At 65.2% G+C, this 16825-nt stretch carries 17 protein-coding genes; 3 read left to right on the forward strand and 14 right to left on the reverse strand.

What is annotated here, in order from left to right; all coding sequences use genetic code 11:
- Window positions 1-62: 62 nt before the first annotated feature.
- The 10 genes from HU230_RS34630 to HU230_RS34675 form a co-directional block, all read right to left on the reverse strand.
- Window positions 63-1277, reverse strand: coding sequence for a divergent polysaccharide deacetylase family protein (locus HU230_RS34630; RefSeq protein ID WP_176534339.1), 1215 nt, complete (start codon window positions 1275-1277; stop codon window positions 63-65).
- Between the two features lie 150 nt (window positions 1278-1427).
- Window positions 1428-2795: a S41 family peptidase gene (locus tag HU230_RS34635; RefSeq protein WP_176534338.1), complete on the reverse strand. Its 1368-nt coding sequence runs from the start codon at window positions 2793-2795 to the stop codon at window positions 1428-1430.
- The gene (locus HU230_RS34640) at window positions 2792-4192 is read right to left on the reverse strand and encodes a murein hydrolase activator EnvC family protein (RefSeq protein WP_176534337.1); all 1401 of its coding nucleotides are present in this window, start codon (window positions 4190-4192) and stop codon (window positions 2792-2794) included. The genes HU230_RS34635 and HU230_RS34640 overlap by 4 nt, the downstream gene beginning before the upstream one ends.
- A gap of 40 nt (window positions 4193-4232) precedes the next feature.
- Window positions 4233-4715: a 23S rRNA (pseudouridine(1915)-N(3))-methyltransferase RlmH gene (gene rlmH, locus HU230_RS34645; RefSeq protein WP_176534336.1), complete on the reverse strand. Its 483-nt coding sequence runs from the start codon at window positions 4713-4715 to the stop codon at window positions 4233-4235.
- A 128-nt stretch (window positions 4716-4843) separates the two neighbouring features.
- The gene (rsfS, locus tag HU230_RS34650) at window positions 4844-5212 is read right to left on the reverse strand and encodes a ribosome silencing factor (protein ID WP_173640701.1); all 369 of its coding nucleotides are present in this window, start codon (window positions 5210-5212) and stop codon (window positions 4844-4846) included.
- Window positions 5213-5413: 201 nt separating this feature from the next.
- The gene (locus HU230_RS34655; RefSeq protein WP_229165810.1) at window positions 5414-5992 is read right to left on the reverse strand and encodes a nicotinate-nucleotide adenylyltransferase; all 579 of its coding nucleotides are present in this window, start codon (window positions 5990-5992) and stop codon (window positions 5414-5416) included.
- 90 nt (window positions 5993-6082) lie between these two features.
- Complete coding sequence (locus HU230_RS34660; RefSeq protein ID WP_176534334.1) at window positions 6083-7375, reverse strand: glutamate-5-semialdehyde dehydrogenase; 1293 nt, start codon at window positions 7373-7375, stop codon at window positions 6083-6085.
- A gap of 124 nt (window positions 7376-7499) precedes the next feature.
- Window positions 7500-8642 carry a glutamate 5-kinase gene (gene proB / locus HU230_RS34665; RefSeq protein WP_176534333.1) on the reverse strand — a complete coding sequence of 381 codons (1143 nt, stop codon included), beginning with the start codon at window positions 8640-8642 and terminating at the stop codon, window positions 7500-7502.
- Window positions 8643-8726: 84 nt separating this feature from the next.
- A complete protein-coding gene (obgE, locus tag HU230_RS34670; RefSeq protein WP_176534332.1) occupies window positions 8727-9776 on the reverse strand; it encodes a GTPase ObgE in 1050 nt (349 codons plus the stop codon).
- A 100-nt stretch (window positions 9777-9876) separates the two neighbouring features.
- Window positions 9877-10356 (reverse strand): MaoC family dehydratase, encoded by a 480-nt coding sequence (locus HU230_RS34675; protein ID WP_176534331.1) that lies wholly within the window; start codon window positions 10354-10356, stop codon window positions 9877-9879.
- Window positions 10357-10523: 167 nt separating this feature from the next.
- On the opposite strand from HU230_RS34675, the gene HU230_RS34680 reads away from it, so the two are divergent.
- Window positions 10524-11438, forward strand: coding sequence for a DMT family transporter (locus HU230_RS34680; protein ID WP_176534330.1), 915 nt, complete (start codon window positions 10524-10526; stop codon window positions 11436-11438).
- 188 nt (window positions 11439-11626) lie between these two features.
- Here HU230_RS34680 and HU230_RS34685 read toward each other — a convergent pair whose 3' ends face one another.
- The 4 genes from HU230_RS34685 to HU230_RS34700 all read right to left on the reverse strand — a co-directional run bounded on the left by HU230_RS34685 (window position 11627) and on the right by HU230_RS34700 (window position 14442).
- The gene (locus HU230_RS34685; protein WP_176535288.1) at window positions 11627-12223 is read right to left on the reverse strand and encodes a GNAT family N-acetyltransferase; all 597 of its coding nucleotides are present in this window, start codon (window positions 12221-12223) and stop codon (window positions 11627-11629) included.
- A 170-nt stretch (window positions 12224-12393) separates the two neighbouring features.
- Window positions 12394-12663 (reverse strand): 50S ribosomal protein L27, encoded by a 270-nt coding sequence (gene rpmA, locus HU230_RS34690; RefSeq protein ID WP_024583287.1) that lies wholly within the window; start codon window positions 12661-12663, stop codon window positions 12394-12396.
- Between the two features lie 102 nt (window positions 12664-12765).
- Window positions 12766-13236, reverse strand: coding sequence for a 50S ribosomal protein L21 (gene rplU, locus HU230_RS34695; RefSeq protein WP_092121674.1), 471 nt, complete (start codon window positions 13234-13236; stop codon window positions 12766-12768).
- Between the two features lie 255 nt (window positions 13237-13491).
- The gene (locus HU230_RS34700) at window positions 13492-14442 is read right to left on the reverse strand and encodes a GlxA family transcriptional regulator (RefSeq protein ID WP_176534329.1); all 951 of its coding nucleotides are present in this window, start codon (window positions 14440-14442) and stop codon (window positions 13492-13494) included.
- Window positions 14443-14566: 124 nt separating this feature from the next.
- Between HU230_RS34700 and HU230_RS34705 the strand changes: the two genes are divergently transcribed.
- Complete coding sequence (locus HU230_RS34705; RefSeq protein ID WP_176534328.1) at window positions 14567-15370, forward strand: SDR family NAD(P)-dependent oxidoreductase; 804 nt, start codon at window positions 14567-14569, stop codon at window positions 15368-15370.
- Between the two features lie 107 nt (window positions 15371-15477).
- Window positions 15478-16635 (forward strand): ROK family protein, encoded by a 1158-nt coding sequence (locus HU230_RS34710; RefSeq protein WP_176534327.1) that lies wholly within the window; start codon window positions 15478-15480, stop codon window positions 16633-16635.
- Window positions 16636-16825: the final 190 nt, after the last annotated feature.

A 16825-nucleotide genomic window follows, 5' to 3' on the forward strand; every position in this document is an offset into this window, starting at 1 on the left:
TTCCCGGCGCCGCCCGACCCGGCCCCCCGGCAAGGTCTTAGGTTGCACCAACAGATTGATCTCTAGCCCGATTTTGATTTCAGCATCGCCGTTGTCAATGGCACAAGCATGATGCCCTTGGAGTCCAGTGTCTTGAGCCAGGCGCCGAGCCGCTCGATCGAGACCGGCAGCGCCGAGGCGACGCCCACGGCCGTGCCGCGTTCCTTGGCGATCGTTTCCAGCTTGACCAGTGCGCGGTCGATTTCCGCCGATGTCGGCACCACGTCGATGGCGAAATCGGCCTTGGCGAACGGCAACGATTGGCCGGCCGAGAGGCTCTGTGCGACGCTGCGCGGGGTGGAACCGTCGTCGAAAAAGCTCAGGCCGCGCTTGGCCGCCTCGCGCACGATGGGCTGCATCACGGGATCGGTTGCGACGAACCGGGCTCCCATGAAATTGGCGATCCCGGCATATCCCTGCAGGCGGCTGAGGTGCCAATAGAGACGGTCGAGGTTCTGCTCGCTGCTCAATGTGGTCAGCAGGGTCTGCGGGCCCGGATCGTTGTCGGGATAGTCGAACGGCTCCATCGGGATCTGCAGCAGGATCTCGTGGCGCTGCGTCCGAGCACGTTCCGCGAGCTTGCCGGGGTCGGCGCCGTAGGGCGTGAAGGCCAGCGTCACGGCCGGCGGCAGCTTCATGATGGCGTCAGTGGTCTTGGCGGCGCCGACCCCGAGGCCGGCGACCACGATGGCGACCACAGGCATCCGGGCCGCCTTGGCGCGGTCGGCTTCGGCCGCATAGACCGTGAACGGCTTCAGGCCATCGGCGACCGCTGGGATCATGCCGTGGCGCGACTTCTCCAGCAGGCGCGGGTCGATCCCGGTCATCGCGAGCGGCGGCGCGTCGCCATCCGTCGTCTTTTCGGCCGGATCGCCGGCGCCGATCACCACGTCCTGGCGCTTGCCGCTGGAGCCGTCGATGATGGTGACGGTCTTGGCGTCGTTCTTGGCATCGCCGCCTGCGGCCGGGGCTTTGGCGGCGGATTTGACCACCGGTTCGGCCGGGGCGTGTTTATCGTCGGCGGCTGCGGGCGGGGGATTGCGGAGCGTGATGCGGGCAATCGGTTCGCCGCCGAGCGGATTGTCGTTGAACAGCGCGACGCCGGCGAAGCCGACCAGCGCGAGCCCCAGCAGCACGGCGAGCGCCTGCATCGCCGTGAATGGCAAGCGGACACGGCGCGTCCTGCCCACGGTGTTCTGCCCAAGCGGCGTGCTCAGTTCGTCGGCCGCTTCTGCCATGACCCTCCCCGAATCAACAGCGCGAACGATAGCACGATGCGGTGCATTCCCGCGCGCCGGGCTCCCCGTCAAAGCACGGCTGGCGGTGGACGGCGAAAGCAGAAAGGGCGGCCCGAGGGCCGCCCTGTTCGCCTAAACCATTGGATGGGATCAGTTCGCGGCCTTGTTGCCGGGCTTGTCGACCGCGGCCTTGTCGCCGGGCGCTGCCGGTGCCGGCGTCGCGCTCGAGGTCGACTTGATGCCGTGCAGCAGGTCGTCCGCCATCTTCAGCGCCTTGTCGTCCTTGGCGTCCGGCGGGACGTAGGACTGCGACCCGGTCTTCTCGTCGCCGTCGTTCTTCAGATGCCCGCGCAGCGAGGCCTCGCCCTTGGTGTCGGTGCGCGCCTTCAGCTCTTCCGGCACGTCCTGCAGCACCTCGATGTCGGGCACGATGCCTTTGGCCTGGATCGACTTGCCCGATGGCGTGTAGTAGCGCGCGGTGGTCAGGCGCAGTGCGCCGTTGCCCGAGCCGAGCGGGATGATGGTCTGCACCGAACCCTTGCCGAACGAGCGGGTGCCGACCAGCGTCGCACGCTTGTGGTCCTGCAGCGCGCCGGCGACGATTTCGGAGGCCGATGCCGAGCCGCCATTGATCAGCACGATGACCGGCTTGCCCTTGGTCAGGTCGCCGGGGTGCGCGGCGCGGCGCTGGGTTTCCTCGGCATTGCGTCCGCGGGTCGAGACGATCTCGCCGCGCTCCAGGAAGGAGTCGGACACCGTGACGGCCTCTTCGAGCAGGCCGCCGGGGTTGTTTCTGAGATCGATGATGTAGCCCTTCAGCTTGTCGCCGATCTGGCTCTGCAGGTTGGCGACTTCCTTCTTCAGGCCTTCGGTGGTCTGCTCGTTGAAGGTGGTGATGCGGATATAGGCGATGTCGTCGGCCTCGACGCGCGCCCGTACCGAGCGAACGCGGATGTTGTCGCGCACCAGCGTGACGTCGATCGGATTGTCCTGGCCCTTGCGGATGATCTTGAGCTTGATCTTGGTGTTGACCGGACCGCGCATCTTCTCGACGGCCTGGTTCAGCGTCAGGCCCTGCACAGCTTCGTCGTCGAGATTGGTGATGATGTCGTTGGCCATGATGCCGGCCTTCGAGGCCGGGGTGTCGTCGATCGGCGAGACGACCTTGATCAGGCCGTCTTCCATCGTGACCTCGATGCCGAGACCGCCGAACTCGCCGCGGGTCTGCACCTGCATGTCGCGGAAGCTCTTGGCATCCATGTAGCTCGAGTGCGGATCGAGACCGGACAGCATGCCCGAGATCGCGGACTCGACGAGCTTGCTGTCATCCGGCTTCTCGACATAGTCGCTGCGCACCCGTTCGAACACGTCGCCGAACAGATTGAGCTGGCGGTAGGTGTCCGACGTCGCGGCGCGCGCGCTCGATCCGATCAGCACAGCGCGGGGCTGCGTGACGAAAAGCGTCAGGGCCGCGCCGGTGGCGGCGCTAAGGAGAATTACCGAAGTCTTGCGCATCATCCGCGAACCTTTTCGCCTTCATTTGCGGCCCACCATGGACCTGGATCGATTGGAGTGCCGTCTTTCCGGAACTCGACATAGAGCACTGGCTGGCTCGCATTGGTCGCGAGAATGGATGCAACCTGGGACGTCGACCCCATGGTCGCAACCGGCTCCCCCGTTAGCACAAACTGGCCGATGTTTACCGAAATACGCTCCATCCCGGCGATCAGGACATGATACCCGCCCCCGGCATTGAGGATCAAGAGTTGTCCGTAGCTGCGGAAAGGACCAGCGTAAACAACCCAGCCGTCACACGGGGTTGTGACCTGCGCGCCTGGTTTGGCGGCCAAGGAAATGCCCTTTTGTACGCCCCCTGCGCCGTCGGAACCGCCAAATTCGCGAATCTTGGTGCCATTCACGGGATAGGAGAACAGGCCTTTGGCCGAGGCGAAGGCGACCGCCGGGCTCATGCGGGCGGGGTCCTTGAGCGCCCCCAGATTGGGCTTGCCGTTAACGGTCGCCGGGGCCCCCTGGAGGCTGGCCGTGGCGGCGGCCTTGGCCGCGCTCTTGAGATCCTGCTCCATCTTGGCGATCAGGCTCTGCAGATCGGCGGCCTGCTTCGACAGCGCGATGGCGCGGGCGCCTTCGGCCTCCATGTCCTTTTCGGCCGCGCTTTGCTGCCGCTGCCGTTCGTCGACCAGCGCCGCCAGGCGAGTCTGGTCTTCCCTGAGTTTGTCGCGGTCGGCCGCCAGCGCATCGCGTTCGGTCGAGATGGTCTTGCGCAGCGCCACCAGTTCGCCGAGATCGGCCGCAAGCTTTTCGGCGCGGACGCGCAATTCCGGCACCACCGCGCCGAGCAGCATCGCGGTGCGCAGCGATTGCAGCGCGTCCTCGGGCCGCACCAGGAGCGCCGGCGGCGTGCGCCGCCCGGCGCGCTGCAACGCGGCCAGCACCTCGATCACTTCGGAGCGGCGTGAATCGAGCGAGCCGCGGATTTCGCGCTCGCGGCCGTCGAGCGGCTGCAGGCGCGCCTCGGCGTCGGCGATCCGGGTCTCGACGCCGCGCACCTGGCCGGCAATGTCGATCAGCTGCTGATTGAGCTTGCTGCGGTCCTGGCCGATCGCGGCGATGTCGGCCTTCAACTTCTCCTGCAACTCGGTGGCCTTGCGCTGCTGTTCGCGCGCGGCCTCGAGCTCCTGCTCGCGCTGCTTGATGGCGTCGGGCGATGTCTCCGCTGTTGCGGCCTGCTGTGCCGGCGGGGCGGACTGTTGCGCGGGTGGTGTCGCCTGCGCATGCGCCGCGGTCAGCGGATACGCGGCGAGCATAGCGATCAACAGAGGCAGGGACGCAGGCAACCAGCGGCGGCGCGCGGTGCCGAGATGCGAATCCGAAGCTGTGTCCCGCTTGTGCTGCATTCGCGTGCGTTCAGCGCTTTCGACTGTCCGTCACCGCGCCTCAGGCGCGATGGTAGGGGTGGCCGGCCAAAATGGTCGCGGCCCGATAAATCTGTTCCAGAAGCATGACGCGGACCATTTGGTGCGGCCAGGTCGCGGAGCCGAATGCAATACGCAACGAAGCGTTGCGCTGCAATTCAGGCGAAAGTCCGTCCGCGCCGCCGATCACGAAGACAGTATGTGCTGCCCCCTCGTCGCGCCAGCGGCCAAGCTGCTGTGCAAAGCTTGCGCTGTCGATGCTCTTGCCGCGTTCGTCGAGCGCGACCAGCATGTGCTTTTCCGGCAGCAGCGCCGCGATCGCCGCGGCCTCCTCGGCGATGCGCGCGGCCGTATCGCGCGCGCGGCTCTCCGCAATCTCATGGATGTCGAGGCCGCGAAAGCCGAGCTTGCGGCCGATATCCTCGAAGCGCTCGCGGTAACGCTCGGCGAGCTCCCGTTCAGGGCCCTGTTTCAGGCGGCCGATGCAGATCACGACGAGACGCATAAGAGCGTTTTCCGGCAAAGTGGAAGCCGGTTTGCCGCAGAAAACGCGTCAAATTCACGGCTCGCGCGCTGGAAGCGCGCGTGCAAACTATATGCGCTGCAGCCGATTCGCATCGGCTTCGATACGCCTTAGACCGCCGCGACCGCCGGGTTCTGAGTCCACAACCGCTCGAGGTTGTAGAACTCACGCACCTCAGGCCTGAACACGTGCACGATCACCTCGCCGGAATCGATCAGCACCCAGTCGCAATTGGGCAAGCCCTCGACGTGGATGTTCTTGACCCCGTTTTCCTTGAGGCTCTTCGTCACATTTTCCGCGATCGCGCCAACGTGCCGGTTAACCCGGCCGGTGGTGACGATCATGTAGTCGGAATATGCGGATTTGCCGCGAAGGTCGATGGTGACCGTCTCTTCCGCCTTCATGTCGTCGAGGCGAGAGAGGATCAGGCTCAGCGTCTTGTTGGCATCCGGTTTGTCGGCATCCGGTTGCGCCTGCAAGGCCGCGGTTTTCGTCGATGTTTTACGCGCAGTCTTGGGACCTGAAGTCTTGGGAACCTTGGGTAAAACAGACTTTGACAATACAGATGTGGCCAGGGACCATTCCTTTCACTGTATCGCGGGCACCGAATCCTCGGCCCCACGCGCCATATTACGCATGTGGGGTTAATGGTTTCAATATTCCAGTAACCCTTTTGCGCCTCACGCCGTTCTCCAGCTCCCGTCCGGGTTCCGCAGTCCGGTCGAAGACAGATTGGATTTCATTCCTGTCAGGAACACCCAGGCCGGCGCCTGCTGGTCGGCCAGCCGTGTCGCCTGATTTTCGGGCAGGCGATAGCGCATGAGCGCCTGCGCCGCCGGTGCGGCAAGGGCGCGAAAACTCTGGGGCGGACGGTCGATCACGGCAATCGGCACATCGGACGCGATGCGCCGCCAATCTTTCCAGCGATGGAATTGCGCGAGATTGTCAGCGCCCATGATCCAGACGAAGTGCACGCCGGAGACACGGCGGCGCAAGTGGATGATCGTGTCGACAGTGTAGCGGACACCGATGACAGCTTCGAGACAGCTGATGTCGATGCGCGGATCGTCGGCAACGCGGCGCGCAGCCGCGGCGCGCTCGTTGAGCGCATGCAGGCCGTCATGGTTCTTCAGCGGATTGCCCGGCGTCAGCAGCCACCATACGCGGTCGAGCTGCAAACGCTTGAGCGCGAACTGGCTGATGGCGCGATGCGCGGCGTGCGGCGGATTGAACGAGCCGCCGAGCAGCCCGATGCGCATGCCGTTGGTATAGAACGGAAGCGCCTGGGCTGGGGATAACGGCACGGTGGAAGCTTGTTGCAAGGGTCTACCGTGCGCGTGCGACAATGATCACGGCCGGGTCTGCCCGGTGCCGTGGACGCGGTACTTGAAGCTCGTCAGCTGCTCGGCGCCGACCGGCCCACGGGCGTGGAATTTGCCGGTGGCTATTCCGATCTCGGCGCCGAAGCCGAACTCGCCGCCATCGGCGAACTGGGTCGAGGCGTTGTGCAGCACGATCGCCGAATCAACCTCGTTGAGAAATCTCTGCGCGGCAGCGGCATCCTCCGTCACGATCGCATCGGTGTGATGCGAGCCGTGATTTTGAATATGCGCAATCGCTTCATCGAGACTGCCGACGATCTTCGCCGAGATGATCGCGTCCTCATATTCGGTGTTCCAGTCCTCGTCGGATGCGGGCTTCACCCTGGCATCGGCGCCTTGCACGATGTCGTCGCCGCGCACCTCGCAACCGGCATCGATCAACAACTCGACCAGCGGTTTCAGCTTCGTCGCGGCAGCGTTGCGATCGATCAGCAAGGTCTCGACGGCGCCGCAGACACCGGGACGGCGCATCTTGGCGTTCAGCACGACCTCCTTGGCCATATCGAGTCTGGCGCTGGCATCGACATAGATGTGGTTGACGCCCTCCAGATGCGCGAACACCGGAACACGTGCCTCCGCCTCGACGCGTGCGACCAGGCTCTTGCCGCCGCGCGGCACGATCACGTCGATGCCGCCGTTCAATCCCGTCAGCATCAGGCCGACGGCCGCGCGGTCACGGGTCGGCACCAAGGTGATCGCGGCCTCAGGCAGACCGGCTTCACGCAGGCCCTGCACCAGACAATCGTGGATCGCGCGGCAGGATCGGAAGCTGTCGGAGCCACCGCGCAGGATCACGGCGTTGCCGGACTTCAGGCACAGCACGCCGGCGTCGGCGGCGACGTTGGGGCGGCTCTCGAAGATCACGCCGATCACGCCGAGCGGCACGCGGACGCGCTCGATGGTCATGCCGTTCGGGCGCTGCCAGCTTTCGGTGACGGCGCCGACCGGATCGATGATCTCGCGCACGGTGGCCACGCCATCGGCCATGCCGTCGACGCGCGCCTGCGTCAGTGTCAGGCGGTCGACGAAGGCAGAGGTCATGCCGGCAGCGCGCGCCTCGGCGACATCCTCGGCATTGGCGGCGAGAATGGCCGGCGCGTTGGCGCGGATCGCGGCTTCGATCGCGGCGAGCGCCCGGTTCTTCTGCTCCGGCGGCGCCAGCGCCAGCACGCGCGCGGCAGCGCGGGCCTTGGCGGCGAGGTCGGTCATCAGGGCGGCGAGATCGGCGTTGCCGTCGATCGCCTTCAGGGGCGCGCTCATGGAAGTCCCGGCTTTGGATTAAGGCCATGTTCTAGCATGGCTATTGAGGGGTGGCGAGGCGCGGAACCGGCATGGCAGGTGGGCGGCCGCGCCCCGGGCCGTCGGCCCAGTCGGCTATTTGGGCCTATTTGGCCGGGATCGCGCCGGCCGGGCCGATCACAAGGTCGTCGCGGTGGATCATCTCGGAGCGGCCGCTGATGCCCAGGATGGCCATCACGTCCGGCGAGGAGCGGCCCTTGATCTTCTCGGCGTTCTCGGCGTCGTAGGCGACGAGGCCCCGGCCGATCTCATGGGTGTCGGGGCCACGGACCACCACGGCGTCGCCGCGGGCGAACTGGCCGTCGACCCTGACGACGCCGGCCGGCAGCAGGCTCTTGCCGGCGCGCAGCGCCGCCACCGCGCCGGCATCGATCGTCAGCGTGCCCTTCGGCTCGAGCGAGCCCGCGATCCAGCGCTTTCGCGCGGTGACGGGATTGGCCGGGGTCAGGAACCAGGTGCAGCGGCCGCCGTCGGCGATCGCCTGCAAGGGATGCTCGATCTTGCCGGAGGCGATCAGCATATGGGTGCCGGCGGTGGTCGCGATCTTCGCCGCCTCGATCTTGGTGGTCATGCCGCCGCGCGACAGTTCGGAGCCGGCCGAGCCCGCCATCCCCTCGATCTCCGAGGTGATGCTTTCGACCACCGGGATCAGCTTCGCATCGGGATCGACCGCGGGCGGCGCGGTGTAGAGGCCGTCGATATCGGACAGCAGGATCAACAGGTCCGCGCTCGCCATGGTGGCGACGCGGGCGGCGAGGCGATCATTGTCGCCGTAGCGGATTTCGGTGGTGGCGACCGTGTCGTTCTCGTTGATGACGGGCACCGCGCGCCATTCCAGCAGCTTGGCGATGGTCGAGCGCGCATTGAGATAGCGGCGGCGCTCCTCGGTATCCTGCAACGTCACGAGGATCTGTCCGGCGCCGATGCCGTGATGGCCGAGCACCTCCGACCAGATCCGCGCCAGCGCGATCTGGCCGACTGCCGCGGCGGCCTGGCTCTCCTCGAGCTTCAGCGGGCCGCGCGGCAGCTTCAGGCGGCTGCGGCCGAGCGCGATCGAGCCCGACGACACCACCATGATCTCGCAGCCTCGCTTGTGCAGCTTCGCGATATCGTCGACCAGCGCGGCGAGCCAGGATGCGCGGACCTCGCCGGCCTGCGAGTCGATCAGCAGCGACGAGCCGACCTTGACGACGATGCGGCGAAAGTTCTTGAGCGAGGGGCGTTTCATGGGTTTGGTCTGGCAGGAAGCTGGAAGCAAGAGGCGCCACGAGGTGGCCTAGAAGTAAGGTGGCTTGGGAGATCGATGTGCCGCTCAACCCTGCGGCACCGGCACAGCCCACGGCTCCGTCTGGCCCTTGGCCTTGTTGGACACCGGCGCCTCGCCGATCACCTCGACCAGCGCGCGCAGCGCGTCCTGCACGCCCTCGCCGGTCACGCCGGAGAGCAACAGCGGCGTCTTCTTCGCCGCCCGCTTGAGGCGATCCTTCTGCTTCTTCAACTGGTCCGGCTCCACCGCGTCGATCTTGTTGAGCGCGACGATCTCGATCTTGTCGGCAAGCTGGCCTTCATAGGCTTCGAGCTCGGTGCGCACCGTCTTGTAGGCCTTGCCGGCGTGTTCGCTGGTCGCATCGACCAGATGCAGCAGCACGCGGCAGCGCTCGACATGACCGAGGAAACGGTCGCCGAGGCCGGCACCTTCATGCGCGCCCTCGATCAGGCCGGGGATGTCGGCGAGCACGAATTCGCGGCCACCGTAATTCACGACGCCGAGCTGCGGATGCAGCGTGGTGAAGGGATAGTCGGCGATCTTCGGCCGCGCCGCGCTGACCACCGAGAGGAAGGTCGATTTGCCGGCGTTGGGCAGGCCGACCAGGCCGGCATCGGCGATCAGCTTGAGCCGCAGCCAGATCCAGCGCTCCTCGCCCGGCGCGCCGGGATTGGCGTTGCGCGGCGTGCGGTTGGTGGAAGACTTGAAATGCGCGTTGCCGAAGCCGCCATTGCCGCCCTCAGCCAGCACGAATTTCTCGCCGAGCTCGGTGAAATCATGCAGTAGCGTCTCGCGATCCTCGTCGAAGACCTGGGTGCCGACAGGCACTTTCAGCACGATCGACTTGCCGTTGGCGCCATGGCGGTCCTTGCCCATGCCGTTGGTGCCTTTTGGCGCCTTGAAGTGCTGCTGGTAGCGGTAGTCGATCAGCGTGTTCAGGCCGTCGACGGCCTCGATGATGACGTCGCCGCCGCGGCCGCCATTGCCGCCGGAGGGGCCGCCGAACTCGATGAACTTCTCGCGCCGGAACGCGACGCAGCCGTTGCCGCCGTCGCCGGAGCGAATATAGACCTTGGCTTCATCGAGGAATTTCATGATCCGTACTAGTTAGGGCAGGCCGGTCCCTGCGGCAACCCGCAAGCGCGCCGACTTCGGCGAAAAGCCTTAATTTTCGGGCCTTTTTACGACCCTTCCGCTAGCTGGGCCGTCGCCGCACCAGGAATTTCTGCATGCCGTCCAGCACCAGCTCGCGGCGCTGGTTGTGCACGGTCGAGCGCAGCGTCACGACGCCCGTGGTCCGGCCGGGCGCGAGCTCGACCACCTCCAGCGCGGGGTAGATGGTATCGCCGGCATAGACCGGTTTCAGAAACTTGCTCGACTGTTCCAGGAAGCCGACCAGCGACTCCTCCACGACATAGGGAAACAGTCCGGCGCCCGGCGCGGTGTGCACCAGGGTCTGGAAGCCGTGCGCGAGCAGGTCCGGCATGCCCCGCGTGCGGCAATATTCGACGTCGTAATGGATCGGATGGGTGTCGCCGCTCGCGGTCTGGAACGCCGCGAAAACGGCCGAGGTCTGGGTCCGGCTCGGAATCACGAAGCGCTCGCCGAGCACGAAATCCTCGAACCACCGCTGCTCGGGGACCATGCGATGCTGGGTGGGGTCGAATTCGCTCATGCGGCGTTTCCTGCTCTGCTTCTTGAATGGCTGCCCTACCGGTAGCGCAGGCGCCGCACTGCGACAATTGGTTCGATCTGCAGCCGCCGGGGTTGTCCTGCGCAACGACGTCGGTAAAACCGGCGACAGGACCGGCCCGACTCAGAGGCGGCGACAACAAGAGAACAATGAGCCTGTTCGCAAAACTGTCCTCCTACGACGATCGATCGGCGCGGCTCGCCGGCATCGGACTGATGCTGCTGTCGATCTTCATGTTCTCGTTCGGCGATGCGATGGGCAAATTCATCGTCGCCACCTATTCGGTCGGGCAATTGCTATGGCTGCGCGCCTGCGCGGCGCTGCTCGTGCTGCTGCCGATCGTATGGCAGCGGCGCGCGGATTTCCTGCATCTGGAGCGTCCGTGGCTGCAATTGCTGCGCGTCACGCTGTCGACGCTGGAGGTCGCGGCGTTCTTCCTGGCGACCGTCTATCTGCCGCTCGCCGACGTCATCACCTACTATTTGGCCGGACCGATCTTCGTCACCGCGATGTCGGGTCTCGTGCTCGGCGAGCATATCGGCTGGCGGCGCTGGACCGCCATCCTGGTCGGCTTCTGCGGGGTGCTGATTGCGCTGCGGCCATCGGCGCAGACCATCAGCTGGCCGGCGATGATCGCGCTCGGCGGCAGCCTGTCGTTTGCGGTGCTGATGCTGATCACCCGCTCGCTGCGCGCGACGCCCGATATCGTGCTGGCGACATCGCAATTCGGCGGCACGTTCGTCCTGGGCCTCGTGCTCTCGCCGTTCGGCTGGGTGACGCCGACCCCCGGCAGCCTCGTGCTGTTCTTCACCGCCGGCATCATCTCGGTCGCGGCGCTGCTGTGCGTGAATCGGTCGCTGAAACTTGCGCCGGCGAGCGTGGTGGTGCCGTACCAGTATTCGATGATCGTCTGGGCGGTGATCTTCGGCTTCGTGGTGTTCGGCGACGTGCCGTCCTGGGCCACGATCATCGGCGCCGCCATCATCATCGCGGCCGGCCTCTACATCTTCGTGCGCGAACAGCAGCTCGGGCGCCCGGATTCCTCGATCAATCCGCCGGCGTGATTCTTACCCTCCCCTGGAGGGGGAGGGTCGACGCGAATGCAATGAGCGGCGGGGTGGGGTGAAGGTCTCTCCTCATCCGACAGCGCTAGATGGGAGAGATCACCCCACCCCGTTGCGCCTTCCGCTGCGCTCCACGCGCAACGACCCTCCCCCTCCAGGGGAGGGTGAAAATCAGGGAGGGTGAGGACTCAGCTCTCCCGCCGGGTCGAGTTGTTCCAGCTCTTCAGCGAGGCCCAGACGCCGCGCGACAGCCGGAAGGCGTCGACCGGGCTCGATGAGCCCAGCGCCTCGAAGCGGTGCAGCTCGACGCCGCTCCACTGAAAGCCGCACTTCTCAAGGATGTTGCGCGACGACGGGTTGACGACGCGGGCGCCCGCGATCAGCTGGTCGAGATCGAATTCCTCGAAGAAGTAGTCGATCACCGCGCGCGCGGCCTCGGTGCCGAAACCCTGGCCCCAATGGTCGACGCCGAGCCAGTAGCCGAGTTCGGCCGCGGCTTCCTCGCGCCAGTCGATGCCGACCATGCCGATCGGCGTGTGATTGTTCTCGATCAGGAAGACGGTTTCGCGTCCGCCGGCGCCGAGCGCGCGCACGAAGTCGATGGCGTCGTCCTGGGTATAGGGATGCGGCAGGCGGCGGGTGTTCTCCGCGATGCGGCGGTCATTGGCGAGGCGTGCAATGGCTTTTACGTCCGCGAGCGTCGGCTTGCGCAATGTCAGCCGTTCGGTCTCGAGGACGCAAGCTCTTGCCTCGCGCAAGGTCGGCGTCGGGATGTCCTGCAACATGTCGAGCTCCTGTGATGCGACAATCGGTACGCAACGCTTGGAACGTTGCGCGCGGTCGAAGTCGAACGCGCGCAACAAAAAGGGGAGGCCGGTCATCCCGCCTCCCCTTGGAGCCCTTGTGCTGCTCCGCCGGTTCAACAGGACCCGGCGGACTCATGTGTGTCCACCGTCTACTCGGCCGCCTCTGCCATCGGAATAACCGAGATGAATGTGCGGCCATTGGCTTTGGCACGGAACTCGACATGACCCTCGACCTTGGCGAAGAGAGTATGATCGGTGCCCATGCCGACATTAAGGCCAGGATGCCAGGTGGTGCCGCGCTGACGCGCGATAATGTTTCCGGGGATCACGCGCTCGCCACCGAACGCCTTGATGCCAAGGCGCTTGCCCTTGGAATCACGTCCGTTGCGCGATGAACCGCCTGCTTTTTTATGAGCCATAGCTCGTCTCCGACTTCGCTTTGATCTCTAGATCAATTCCTTGACGGAATCATTTCACGTTTTGTCACGCTTCAAATCTGAATGCGCGACGATCACTTCTTCTTAGCTCTTGGCCGCGGCCTTCTTGGCCGGAGCCTTCTTCGCGGCCGGCGCCTTTGCGGGCGCCTTCTTCTTGGCCGCCTTCGGTGCTGCGTCCTCGCCATCATCGGCGGGCGCTGCGACCTTTTCCTTCTTCGGCCGCGGGCCGACAGTCGGCTTGGCGTTATCGGCGAGGATCTCGGTGATGCGAAGCACCGTGAGCTCGTCGCGATAACCGCGCTTGCGGCGTGAATTCTTGCGGCGACGCTTCTTGAACGCGATCACCTTGGCGCCGCGCTTGTGCTGCAGCACTTCGGCCGCAACGGTGGCGCCTGCCACGGTGGGCGTTCCCAGCACCGGCGTGTCACCGCCGAGCACCAGAACTTCGCCTAGCTGCACGATCGTGCCGACATCGCCGGCGATCTTGCCAATCTCGAGTACATCATTCGGAACGACACGGTACTGCCGGCCGCCGGTTTTGATGACTGCGAACATCGTTTGATTCCTTCGTGTTCGGTTCCGGCCTCGGACGGTTAGCCCGGGTCGGCTTTTTGTTCAGTCGCTATGGGTTATGTGTTTCGCGCGAAGGGAATGAATTCCCAAGCTGGATCGCACAAAAACAATCGGCGCGAGAAAACTCCGCGCCGGATGGGCGGACTTATAGCTGCTGACGACACGGAGTCAAGGTAAAGCAGGGCAAAAACCGGCCAAAAATGAAGGGTTTGGCGTGATTTTGGCCTGGATTGCCCCTCAGGCCGCGGTCTTTGCCGCAGCCCGCGCGTGCCGGCGGATGGTCTGGGGCGGCTGGCCCAGCACCCGCAAGAACGCCCGCCGCATCCGTTCCCGATCGGCAAAGCCGGTCTCACCGGCAATCTCGTCCATCGAATGGCGGCCGTCGCCGATCAATTCTCTGGCGGCCTCGACCCGGAGCTGCTCGATTGCCTTGGCCGGCGACTGGCCGGTCTCGGCGCGGAAGGCGCGGCTGAACTGGCGCGGACTGAGCCGTGCCACCTCAGCCAATTCCTCGACCGAGAGCTCGTTGCGCAGATGCGCCTTGGCGTAGTTGAGGGCGTTCTGGATGCGGTCGGATTTCGGGTCGAGTTCCAGGAGAGCTGAAAACTGCGACTGTCCGCCAGTGCGGCGATGATAGACCACGAGCTTGCGCGCCACCGAACGGGCGACCTCGACGCCCAAATCATGCTCGATCATCGCCAGCGCCAGATCGATCGTCGCGGTCATGCCGGCCGAGGTCCAGATCGGCCCGTCGACGATGTAGATGCGGTCCTGCTCGACCTTGAGCCCGGGAAATCGTGCCTGCAATTCGGGGGCGAATTGCCAGTGCGTAGAGACGCGCCGGCCGTCGAGCAGGCCGGCTTCAGCCAGTGAAAAGGCGCCGATGCAGGGCGCGGCGATGCGCTGTGATGTCGTCATGGCGCGTCGCATATAATCGATCAATTTCGGGGATGCCGGATGAAGCTCGTGACCGGCGCCGATGAACAGCGTGTCGAAGCTGCGCTCGCCAAAGGCTTCGGTTTCGACATTGAAGCCGGCGGAGGATCGCACCGGGCCCCCGTTCTCCGACAGCAGCGTGACCTCATAGAAGGGCGCGCCTGCGATCAGGTTGGCGACCTCGAAGGCGGTGATGGCGGTGAAGCCCATCACCTGGAAGTCCGGGAAGATGACGAAGCCGATCTCCTGCATGGAGCTCTCCCACCGAGTCTATGTCCTAAAAAGGTGTATATATGACATTTGAGACATACAAGGGGGATTGTAGAACCTGACCAGCGGCCAAATTCGGCCGTCCAAGGTCAAACAGGAGACCAACATGACCAAGTCAGCCAAAGGAACGGCGCTCGTTACCGGTGCGTCGTCCGGAATCGGTGCCATCTATGCGGACCGGCTCGCACGGCGTGGCTACGATCTGATCCTCGTTGCGCGCAACCGCGAGCGCCTCGATGGGCTCGCCAAGCGTCTCGCGACGGAGACAGGCCGATCGATCGAGATCGTCGCCGCCGACCTCGCCAAGCGCGGCGATGTCGCACGGATCGAATCCATTCTGCGCAGCAACGAAGGCATCAGCGTGCTCGTGAACAACGCCGGCGTCGGCGCCACTGCACCGCTACTCGCATCCGATGTCGACAAGATGAGCGACATGATCGCGCTCAATGTCGACGCGTTGATGCGCCTGACCTATGCGGCGGTGCCGGGATTCGTCGCGCGCGGCGGCGGCACCATCATCAACATCGCCTCGGTCGTCGGCGTCCAGCCGGAACTGCTCAACGGTGTCTACGGAGGCAGCAAGGCCTTCGTGTTGGCGCTGACCCACTCGCTGCAGCACGAGCTGAAGGACAAGAACATTCGCGTCCAGGCCGTGCTGCCGGGGGCCACCGCCACCGAGTTCTGGGACATCGCCGGCACGCCGGTCGAGCATCTGCCCGGCGAGATCGTGATGAAGGCCGAGGACATGGTGAACGCTGCGCTGGCCGGCCTCGACCAGGGCGAGGTCTTCACCGTGCCGTCGCTGCCGGATGCCGCGGATTGGCAGGCCTATGAGGCGGCTCGCCAGAAGCTGATGCCGAACCTGTCGCGCAGCACGCCTGCGGCGCGCTACGGGGTGAAGGCGGCCTGACGCCCCCTGTGATCATTGTGTTCCGCGCAGGCCGAGCGCCCGAGCGCGGGACGCAACCATTTGAGTTCCCCGTCGTTAGTGCAGGGAATCTCAAGCGGGCAGGGCGAATGGCCGAAGACACGGGACTAACCACGGGAATCGCGCACCACGGCGCTGCGCGGCTGCCATCCGTCGAGATCGACAGCTTCAACATCGAGCTGAAGGACGACGAGGGTTTTCTCGGCGATCGCGCCTCCAAGGGCGCTTTCCGCAAGATCCTCGACCGCTGGCGCAAGCCGCTGCGCAAATCGGAGGAGGATCCGTTCGGCGACGAGCCCTCGGACCAGATCAGCAAGAAGAAGCTCGACGAGTTGCTGGTCGGCGAGGACACCGAGGCCTCCGCGGTCGTGCACAGCGCGATCGAGGAGTTTGCGCAGGAGCTCGCCTATGTGACGCGGCGCTTCCTCGGCACCAAGGCCTGGGCCAAGACCGAGCGCATCGTGGTCGGTGGCGGCTTTCGCGACTCCAGGCTCGGCGAGCTCGCCATCGCGCGCGCCGACATCATCCTGAAGTCGGAGGATTTCAAGGTCGACATGCTGCCGATCCGCTTTCATCCCGATGATGCCGGTCTGATCGGCACGCTGCATCTGGCGCCGTCGTGGATTTTCGAGGCCCATGACGGCGTGCTCGCCGTCGATATCGGCGGCACCAATATCCGCTGCGGCATCGTCGAGACGCGCTGGAAGAAGGCGCCCGATCTCTCCAAGGCGGCGGTCTGGAAATCCGAGCTGTGGCGCCACGCCAATGACGAGCCGACGCGTGAAGGCGCGGTGAAGCGGCTGGTGAAGATGCTGAAGGATCTGATTGCCGCCGCCGAGAAGGAGAACCTCAAGCTCGCGCCATTCATCGGCATCGCCTGTCCCGGCGTCATCAACGAGGACGGCTCGATCGAGAAGGGCGCACAGAATTTGCCGGGCAATTGGGAGAGCAGCAAGTTCAACCTGCCGGCGAGCCTGGTCGAGGCGATCCCGCAGATCGGCGATCATGACACTGCGATCGTGATGCACAATGACGGCGTGGCGCAGGGACTGGCCGAGGTGCCGTTCATGCAGGATGTCGCGCGCTGGGGCGTGCTGACGATCGGAACCGGGCTCGGCAATGCCCGCTACACCAATCGCAAGAAAGACAACGGCAAGGGCGACAAGAAGGCCGAGAAAAAGGACAAGGACGCCGAGGACGAAAACGGCGAGAAAAAGGCCAAGAAAGCCAGGAAGGCCGACGCCTGAGCCGCTCTTGGGCTGGCCGATCGCCCGGTAAGGTTGATCGGTTAGGTTAAGATCGGGTTCGCGTTGCTGATCCAGCGCCGGCCGCTACCGTGGACCGTGCCGCTCCGGCCGACCGGCGAAGCCGCACTTCCCGGCCAGCAATATTGAGAAGCGGCACGGGACCGCCAGTTTTTGTCGCGTCCTGGCGGTC

This window comes from Bradyrhizobium quebecense (assembly GCF_013373795.3).
In the GTDB taxonomy this organism is placed as follows: Bacteria; Pseudomonadota; Alphaproteobacteria; order Rhizobiales; family Xanthobacteraceae; genus Bradyrhizobium; species Bradyrhizobium quebecense.

Coding starts and splice junctions, on each gene's coding strand:
- HU230_RS34630 (WP_176534339.1), bottom strand. CDS start 1,277: ATGGCAGAAGCGGCCGACGAACTGAGCACGCCGCTTGGGCAGAACACC.
- HU230_RS34635 (WP_176534338.1), bottom strand. CDS start 2,795: ATGATGCGCAAGACTTCGGTAATTCTCCTTAGCGCCGCCACCGGCGCG.
- HU230_RS34640 (WP_176534337.1), bottom strand. CDS start 4,192: ATGCAGCACAAGCGGGACACAGCTTCGGATTCGCATCTCGGCACCGCG.
- rlmH (WP_176534336.1), bottom strand. CDS start 4,715: ATGCGTCTCGTCGTGATCTGCATCGGCCGCCTGAAACAGGGCCCTGAA.
- HU230_RS34655 (WP_229165810.1), bottom strand. CDS start 5,992: ATGCGCATCGGGCTGCTCGGCGGCTCGTTCAATCCGCCGCACGCCGCG.
- HU230_RS34660 (WP_176534334.1), bottom strand. CDS start 7,375: ATGAGCGCGCCCCTGAAGGCGATCGACGGCAACGCCGATCTCGCCGCC.
- proB (WP_176534333.1), bottom strand. CDS start 8,642: ATGAAACGCCCCTCGCTCAAGAACTTTCGCCGCATCGTCGTCAAGGTC.
- obgE (WP_176534332.1), bottom strand. CDS start 9,776: ATGAAATTCCTCGATGAAGCCAAGGTCTATATTCGCTCCGGCGACGGC.
- HU230_RS34675 (WP_176534331.1), bottom strand. CDS start 10,356: ATGAGCGAATTCGACCCCACCCAGCATCGCATGGTCCCCGAGCAGCGG.
- HU230_RS34680 (WP_176534330.1), top strand. CDS start 10,524: ATGAGCCTGTTCGCAAAACTGTCCTCCTACGACGATCGATCGGCGCGG.
- HU230_RS34685 (WP_176535288.1), bottom strand. CDS start 12,223: ATGTTGCAGGACATCCCGACGCCGACCTTGCGCGAGGCAAGAGCTTGC.
- rpmA (WP_024583287.1), bottom strand. CDS start 12,663: ATGGCTCATAAAAAAGCAGGCGGTTCATCGCGCAACGGACGTGATTCC.
- rplU (WP_092121674.1), bottom strand. CDS start 13,236: ATGTTCGCAGTCATCAAAACCGGCGGCCGGCAGTACCGTGTCGTTCCG.
- HU230_RS34700 (WP_176534329.1), bottom strand. CDS start 14,442: ATGCAGGAGATCGGCTTCGTCATCTTCCCGGACTTCCAGGTGATGGGC.
- HU230_RS34705 (WP_176534328.1), top strand. CDS start 14,567: ATGACCAAGTCAGCCAAAGGAACGGCGCTCGTTACCGGTGCGTCGTCC.
- HU230_RS34710 (WP_176534327.1), top strand. CDS start 15,478: ATGGCCGAAGACACGGGACTAACCACGGGAATCGCGCACCACGGCGCT.